Source organism: Streptomyces beihaiensis, from assembly GCF_026274175.1.
GTDB classification, from domain to species: Bacteria; Actinomycetota; Actinomycetes; order Streptomycetales; family Streptomycetaceae; genus Streptomyces; species Streptomyces beihaiensis.
On sequence record NZ_JAPHNL010000330.1, the window covers coordinates 21,156 to 27,560 of the forward strand.

Below are 6,405 nucleotides of genomic sequence, written 5' to 3' on the forward strand. Positions count from 1 at the left end.
GCCCCTCCCGCCCCTCTCCGCTTTCCATGGAGGTACCGGAGGCACCCCCAAGGAAACGGAGCCAGCCGATGCGCCGCCCCGCTCTCGCCGCCGCCGCGGCCACCCTCGCGGCCCTCGCCCTCACGGGCCCCGCACACGCGGACGGGCAGCCGCCCGACGATCCGCCGCTCGGCGAGCAGCAGCCGTCCTTCTCCGTCACGCCCGATCCCGCCGTGCCCGGCTCCTCGGTCACCGTCTCCGTGTCGGGCGGCTGCACCGCCCGGTCGGCGACCGCCACCTCCAGCGCGTTCGCGGAGAAGGTCGAGCTGTCCACCGGTTCAGCGGGCATCTACACGGGCACCGCCGACATCCGGAAGACCGCGGTCACCGGCACCGCCACGGTCACCGTCACCTGCGGTGACGGGGGCACGTCCACGTACGACATGAAGGTGAGGGCGGACGGCGACGGCGGCAGGCGGCGGCCCGACGACCACCGCCCCGCCGGGACGCTCCCCAAGGGCGTGCAGGCGGGCGTCGGCCCCGACCACGACCGGACGACCGTCGGCGACGCCGTCCAGCTGGGCCTGGGCGGGCTGCTCATGGCGGGCGCGACCGTCAGCGGCGTCGTGTATACCGTGCGGCGACGCGCCTGGCGCTGACCTGCCGGCCGCGTTCCGAACCTCACGGGGCAATACACCTAGCCCGCCAGCACGCGGCGCTCCACCACCGGCAGGCCCTTCGCCCACCAGTGGTCGTAACGGCCGTACACGCGCGGCTCACGGTCCCGTACGAACGCCGTCAGCGCCCCCGCCTCCGCCTCCAGGCCCGCCCACTGCGACGCCGCCAGCGGGCGGAAAGCCGCCGCCTCGACGCCGGTCCCGTCCCGCGCCATCCGCCACACCCCGGCCACGTGACCGTCCACCAGGAGCGTCGGCAGCACGTCCCCGTTCACCCGGGTCACGTGCTTGCGGTACTCGGGCGGCAGGACGCGGCCGCGGTCGGCGTACGCGAGCAGGACGCTGTCCCACATCGCCATGAGACGGGGCGGGGCGGGTGCGTCCCCGTCCGGGCGCGCGCCGCCGGGCACGTCGTACAGGACCGCGCCCCTCGGGCCCGCGAACTGCTCCACCTCATCGGCCAGTTCGGCGAGCGCCGCCCGCACCCGCCCCTTCTGCACGAGCGCGAACTGGGCCACGTCCGCCACCGACGCCGGGCCGAAACCCTCCAGATAGCGGCGGACCAGCACCTTCAAGGACGCCGCCGACCTCTCCGCGTCCGCCGGCACCGGTACGCCCCCGCCCGCCGCCACGAACGCGTGCCGGTTCTCCACGAACGACCACGGGCCGCCCACCGGGGCATGCCACAGCGGCGCGTACTGGCGCAGCATCCGCCACGCCGCCGGTTCCAGCTTCCCCGCCACGCCGCCCCGCTCCGACAGCAGCCCCGCCACGCGCTCCGCGAGCCACTCGCCCAACTCCGCCGACGTACAGGGCCCTTCCGGCCCTGCCGATGCCCGCGCCAGCAGCTCGGGCAGCAGCTCGTCCGCGTCCTGGGCCGTCAGGCCCGACCTCCTGAAACGCGGGTCCCCCAGGCGCGCGCCGCGCACCGTCGGCTCCACCGCCTCCCGCAGCGCCCGGTAGTCGTCGGCGTGCACCGCGTGCAGCGTGATCCGCATCAACGTCGACTTCACCACCCGGTAGCCGGCGAGCGCCGCGTCCAGGTCCGCCGCGTCGAAGCCGGACAGCCGGTTCCACAGCGCCAGATACGGCGAGGCGGGCTGCTGCGCCTGTAGCGCAACAACCCGCCGTACCGCGTCCTCGACCCCCAACGGCTCACGCTCAAGCAGCAGTTGCCGGGCGAGCGTGGAGCGGTTGAGGGCGCGCTCCGTGATCGTCGTCGTCATACCGGGATTCTCCCGGCGCGACCGGCTCAGCGCAGCTTGCGCGCGACCTCCGTCGCCCAGTACGTGAGGATCAGGTTCGCGCCCGCCCGCCTGATCCCGGTCAGCGCCTCCATGATCGCGGCGTCCCGGTCGATCCAGCCGCGCTGCGCCGCCGCCTCGATCATCGCGTACTCGCCGCTGATCTGGTACGCCGCCACCGGCACGTCGGACTCCTGCGCGACCCGCGCCAGGACGTCGAGGTAGGGACCGGCCGGCTTGACCATCACCATGTCGGCGCCCTCCTCCAGGTCGAGCGCCAGCTCCCGCAGGGACTCCCGTACGTTGGCCGGGTCCTGCTGATACGTCTTCCGGTCGCCCTTCAGCGACGAGCCGACGGCCTCGCGGAACGGGCCGTAGAAGGCGGACGCGTACTTGGCCGTGTAAGCGAGGACCGCCACGTCCTCACGCCCGATCTGGTCCAACGCGTCCCGGATCACGCCGATCTGACCGTCCATCATCCCGGACGGGCCGACGACGTGCGCCCCCGCGTCGGCCTGGACCTGCGCCATCTCGGCGTACCGCTCCAGGGTGGCGTCGTTGTCGACGCGGCCCTCGGCGTCGAGCACACCGCAGTGCCCGTGGTCGGTCGTCTCGTCGAGACACAGGTCGGACATGACGAGAAGGTCGTCGCCGACCTCGGCCCGTACGTCGCGGATCGCCACCTGGAGGATCCCGTCCGGGTCGGTGCCGGGCGTCCCGGCCGCGTCCTTCTTCGACTCCTCCGGCACGCCGAAGAGCATGATCCCCGAGACACCGGCCTCCAGCGCCTCGACGGCCGCCTTCTTGAGGCTGTCCCGGGTGTGCTGCACGACCCCGGGCATCGCCTCGATCGGTACCGGTTCGCTCACGCCCTCGCGCACGAACGCGGGAAGGATGAAGTCGGCCGGGTGCAGACGCGTCTCGGCGACCATCCGCCGCATGACAGGGGTCGTACGCAACCGGCGCGGCCGCGTACCGGGGAAGGATCCGTACTTCGTCATGGCACCTACGCTACGCCCGGCCCCGCCCTGCCTTTGCCGACGCCGAGTCGGCGCCGACCGGCACTGCCGCGGGCCCCGCGCGACCCCGCGGGACAGCCCGCCCCACCGGGGGCGGTCGCCCCGCCTGGAGTTCCCACGCCCCTTCGGCGGTCGGGGACAGGCAAGGATGGGCACAGCCCCCGGTGCCGCGCGACGACACGGGGGGGCGCCCACTCCGTGACGGCTACGGCGCCGCCCGCCGCCTCCGCGACCCCGGCCGCCGCTCGCTCGGCCGCAGCACCGGGTCACCGGCCTCGACCGCGGCGGCCCGGCGCTTGGCGCCGAAGTCGGCCAGCGCCGCCGCCAGCTTGTGCACCGACGGCTCCGGAGCCATGACGTCGACCCGCAGGCCGTGCTCCTCGGCCGTCTTGGCCGTGGCCGGGCCGATGCAGGCGATCACCGTGACGTTGTGCGGCTTGCCCGCGATGCCGACCAGGTTGCGGACCGTCGACGACGACGTGAAGAGCACCGCGTCGAAGCCGCCGCCCTTGATCGCCTCGCGCGTCTCCGCCGGCGGCGGCGACGCCCGCACGGTCCGGTAGGCCGTGACGTCGTCGACCTCCCAGCCGAGGTCGATGAGTCCCGCCACCAGCGTCTCCGTGGCGATGTCCGCGCGCGGCAGGAACACCCGGTCGATCGGGTCGAAGACCGGGTCGTACGGCGGCCAGTCCTCAAGGAGGCCCGCCGCGCTCTGCTCACCGCTCGGCACCAGGTCGGGCTTCACGCCGAACGCGATCAGCGCGTTCGCCGTCTGCTCGCCCACCGCCGCGACCTTGATGCCCGCGAAGGCGCGCGCGTCAAGGCCGTACTCCTCGAACTTCTCCCGGACGGCCTTCACCGCGTTGACGGACGTGAACGCGATCCACTCGTAGCGGCCCGTCACCAGGCCCTTCACCGCGCGCTCCATCTGCTGCGGCGTGCGCGGCGGCTCGACCGCGATCGTCGGGACCTCGTGCGGCACCGCGCCGTAGGACCTGAGCTGGTCGGAGAGCGAGGCCGCCTGTTCCTTCGTGCGCGGCACGAGGACCTTCCAGCCGAACAGCGGCTTGGACTCGAACCAGGCCAGCTGGTCGCGCTGGGCGGGGGCGCTGCGCTCGCCGACCACGGCTATCGCCGGGCGGTGGCCTTCCGGGGAGGGCAGCACCTTGGCCTGCTTGAACGTCTGGGCGATGGTGCCGAGCGTCGCCGTCCAGGTCTTCTGGCGTGTCGTCGTACCGGCCACCGTCACCGACAGCGGGGTGTCCGGCTTGCGGCCCGCCGCGACCAGCTCGCCCGCGGCCGCCGCGACGGCGTCGAGCGTGGTCGACACGACGACCGTGCCGTCGGAGGCGCCCACCTCGGACCAGCAGCGCTCGGAGGCCGTACGGGCGTCCACGAACCGGACGTCCGCGCCCTCCGCGTCCCGCAGCGGCACACCCGCGTAGGCGGGCACGCCGACGGCCGCGGCGACGCCGGGCACCACCTCGAAGACGACGCCCTCGGCGGCGCAGGCCAGCATCTCCTCGGCGGCGTACGCGTCGAGGCCGGGGTCGCCGGAGACCGCACGGACGACCCGCTTGCCGCTGCGCGCGGCCTCCATGACAAGATTGGACCAGTCCCCCAGAGCCGGGACCGTGACGGCGGTTGACGCCTCGTCAGCACCTGTCGTGCTGCCCGCGCTCCCCGTGGCGGCCGTCCGCCCGGACGCGTCCAGGACCGAGACGCCGGTCCTGGCGTGCGTGCGCACGACGTCGAGCACTTCGGGCTCGGCGATCAGCACATCCGCTCGGGCCAGGGCCTCCACGGCCCGTAGGGTCAGCAGTCCCGGGTCCCCGGGCCCGGCACCCAGGAAGGTGACGTGCCCAGGTGTGCAGGCGGTCGTTTCAGCGGTGGTGGGGCTCAAAGTGCTCGCTCCCCCATCAGACCGGCCGCGCCCTTGGCCAGCATCTCGGCGGCGAGTTCCCGCCCGAGCGCCAGTGCCTGGTCCTCGGACGAGGGCACGGGACCGGTGGTGGACAGCTGCACCAGCGTCGAGCCGTCGGTGGTGCCGACGACGCCGCGCAGGCGCATTTCCTTGACAATCTGCCCGTCGGCCAGAAGGTCGGCCAACGCGCCCACAGGTGCGCTGCAACCGGCCTCCAGGGCGGCGAGCAGGGTTCGCTCGGCCGTCACGGCGGCCCGCGTGAACGGGTCGTCGAGCTCGGCGAGCGCGGCGGTGAGCGCACCATCGGTCGCGGTGCACTCGACTGCCAGAGCCCCCTGGCCGGGGGCGGGCAGGACGACGTCGGGCGCGAGGAGGTCGGTGACCTCCGCACCGCGCCCGATGCGGTTCAGGCCGGCTGCCGCGAGAACCACCGCGTCCAGCTCGCCCTTCTCCACGTATCCGATCCGGGTGTCGATGTTGCCGCGGATCGGCACGGTCTCGATGCGCAGGCCGTGCGCGCGTGCGTACGCGTTCAGCTGCGCCATGCGGCGCGGCGAGCCCGTGCCCACGCGCGCGCCGTCGGGAAGCTCGGTGAAGGCCAGGCCGTCGCGGGCGACCAGCGCGTCGCGCGGGTCCTCGCGGACCGGGATCGCGGCGACGGTCAGGCCCTCGGGCTGCGCGGTGGGCAGGTCCTTGAGCGAGTGCACGGCGAAGTCGACCTCGCCGCTCAGGAGGGCGTCGCGCAGCGCCGTGACGAAGACGCCGGTGCCGCCGATCTGCGCCAGGTGCTCGCGGGAGGTGTCGCCGTACGTGGTGATCTCCACGAGCTCCACCTCGCGGCCGGTCACCTGGCGCACAGCCTCCGCGACATGCCCGGACTGGGCCATCGCCAACTTGCTGCGGCGGGTTCCCAGCCTCAGTGCTTTCGCGGTCACGCCGGTGGTCATGCCGGGCCTCGATTCTTGCCTGCCGCTGCCTCGCGGTCTTCGGGGGTGGCCCGCGAGACGGAGGCGACCGTCTCCGGGTCCAGGTCGAACAGGGTGCGCAGCGCGTCCGCGTACCCGGCGCCGCCGGGCTCGGCGGCCAGCTGCTTGACCCGTACGGTCGGCGCGTGCAGCAGCTTGTCCACCACGCGCCGCACGGTCTGGGTGATCTCCGCGCGCTGCTTGTCGTCCAGGTCGGGCAGGCGGCCGTCGAGGCGGGTGATCTCGCTCGACACGACGTCCGCGGCCATGGTGCGCAGCGCGACCACGGTCGGCGTGATGTGCGCGGCCCGCTGGGCGGCGCCGAACGCGGCGACCTCCTCGGTCACGATCGCGCGTACCTGGTCCACGTCCGCGGCCATCGGTGCGTCGGCCGAGGCGTCGGCGAGCGATTCGATGTCGACGAGGCGGACCCCGTCGACGCGGTGCGCGGCGGCGTCGATGTCGCGCGGCATCGCCAGGTCGAGCAGGGCCAGGGCGACGGGCCGTACCGGCTCGGGGGCGCGCTCGCGGCGGACGGTTGGGAGGTGACGGCCGCGTCACGGCGCGCGGGCCGGGACCGCGGCTGGCCCGAGGAGG

The 6,405-nt window shown here is 74.2% G+C and carries 5 protein-coding genes and 1 pseudogene; 1 reads left to right on the top strand and 5 read right to left on the bottom strand.

The features are described from left to right. The first annotated feature begins 68 nt into the window (after positions 1-68). A complete protein-coding gene (locus OFY01_RS30585; RefSeq protein ID WP_266605450.1) occupies positions 69-638 on the top strand; it encodes a hypothetical protein in 570 nt (189 codons plus the stop codon). 38 nt (positions 639-676) lie between these two features. Here OFY01_RS30585 and OFY01_RS30590 read toward each other — a convergent pair whose 3' ends face one another. From OFY01_RS30590 to OFY01_RS30610, 5 genes and pseudogenes are all read right to left on the bottom strand, one after another. Continuing rightward, positions 677-1,882 carry a winged helix DNA-binding domain-containing protein gene (locus OFY01_RS30590; RefSeq protein ID WP_266605452.1) on the bottom strand — a complete coding sequence of 402 codons (1,206 nt, stop codon included), beginning with the start codon at positions 1,880-1,882 and terminating at the stop codon, positions 677-679. Between the two features lie 26 nt (positions 1,883-1,908). Continuing rightward, complete coding sequence (gene hemB, locus OFY01_RS30595; RefSeq protein ID WP_266605454.1) at positions 1,909-2,901, bottom strand: porphobilinogen synthase; 993 nt, start codon at positions 2,899-2,901, stop codon at positions 1,909-1,911. A gap of 223 nt (positions 2,902-3,124) precedes the next feature. Then, the gene (locus OFY01_RS30600) at positions 3,125-4,822 is read right to left on the bottom strand and encodes a bifunctional uroporphyrinogen-III C-methyltransferase/uroporphyrinogen-III synthase (RefSeq protein WP_266605456.1); all 1,698 of its coding nucleotides are present in this window, start codon (positions 4,820-4,822) and stop codon (positions 3,125-3,127) included. Continuing rightward, a complete protein-coding gene (gene hemC / locus OFY01_RS30605; RefSeq protein WP_266605462.1) occupies positions 4,819-5,778 on the bottom strand; it encodes a hydroxymethylbilane synthase in 960 nt (319 codons plus the stop codon). Before hemC ends, OFY01_RS30600 begins: the two co-directional genes overlap by 4 nt. An 8-nt stretch (positions 5,779-5,786) precedes the next feature. After that, a pseudogene (locus tag OFY01_RS30610) lies at positions 5,787-6,332 on the bottom strand (glutamyl-tRNA reductase); the annotation flags it as partial. Positions 6,333-6,405: the final 73 nt, after the last annotated feature.

Excerpts from the sequence above, each read along its gene's own strand:
- OFY01_RS30585 (WP_266605450.1), top strand. The coding sequence starts at position 69 with ATGCGCCGCCCCGCTCTCGCCGCCGCCGCGGCCACCCTCGCGGCCCTC.
- OFY01_RS30590 (WP_266605452.1), bottom strand. The coding sequence starts at position 1,882 with ATGACGACGACGATCACGGAGCGCGCCCTCAACCGCTCCACGCTCGCC.
- hemB (WP_266605454.1), bottom strand. The coding sequence starts at position 2,901 with ATGACGAAGTACGGATCCTTCCCCGGTACGCGGCCGCGCCGGTTGCGT.